Genomic DNA, 670 nt, shown 5'->3' on the forward strand with positions numbered 1-670 from the left:
ACAAACAAGTTTTCCCCTGAAGTCCGTGAACGAGCCGTGCGGATGGTGCAAGAGCATCGCGGCGACTATCCCTCGCTGTGGTCGGCGGTCGAGTCGATTGCACCCAAGATCGGCTGCGTACCCCAAACGTTGCTGGAATGGGTCAAGCGTGCAGACGTCGATGCCGGCGTACGGCCGGGCGTCAGCACAGCCGACGCGCAACGCGTCAAAGAGCTCGAGCGCGAGGTCAAGGAGTTGCGCCGGGCCAACGAAATACTCAAGGTGGCCAGTGCGTTTTTCGCCCAGGCGGAGCTCGACCGCCGGCTGAAGTGATCTACGCTCTGGTGGATGGACACCGGGATGCTTTTGGGGTCGAGCCAATCTGCACGGTGCTGCAGATTGCCCCGTCAGCCTATCGCCGATATGCCGCCCGCCGTCGAAATCCGGATTTGCAAAGCCACCGAGCCCGGCGCGACAGCAAGTTGATGCCAAAGATCGAAGCTGTGTGGAACGCGAACCTGCAAGTTTACGGTGCTGACAAGGTTTGGAAGCAGATGAACCGTGAAGGAGACGCCGTGGCCCGCTGCACGGTCGAGCGGTTGATGCGACGACTTGGCCTGCGCGGAGTCCGGCGTGGCAAGATCGTCCGCACCACAGTCAGCGACCACAAGGCTCCGTGCCCGCTGGACAA

At 61.9% G+C, this 670-nt stretch carries 1 pseudogene and 1 other annotated feature; the pseudogene reads left to right on the plus strand.

Annotated features, from left to right (window positions below):
* Positions 1-670: pseudogene (locus H4J77_RS19590) on the plus strand (IS3 family transposase); the annotation flags it as partial.
* Positions 270-386, plus strand: a sequence feature (AL1L pseudoknot). Its footprint overlaps the pseudogene before it by 117 nt.

The organism is Pseudomonas sp. 5Ae-yellow (assembly GCF_014077575.1).
GTDB classification, from domain to species: domain Bacteria; phylum Pseudomonadota; class Gammaproteobacteria; order Pseudomonadales; family Pseudomonadaceae; genus Halopseudomonas; species Halopseudomonas neustonica.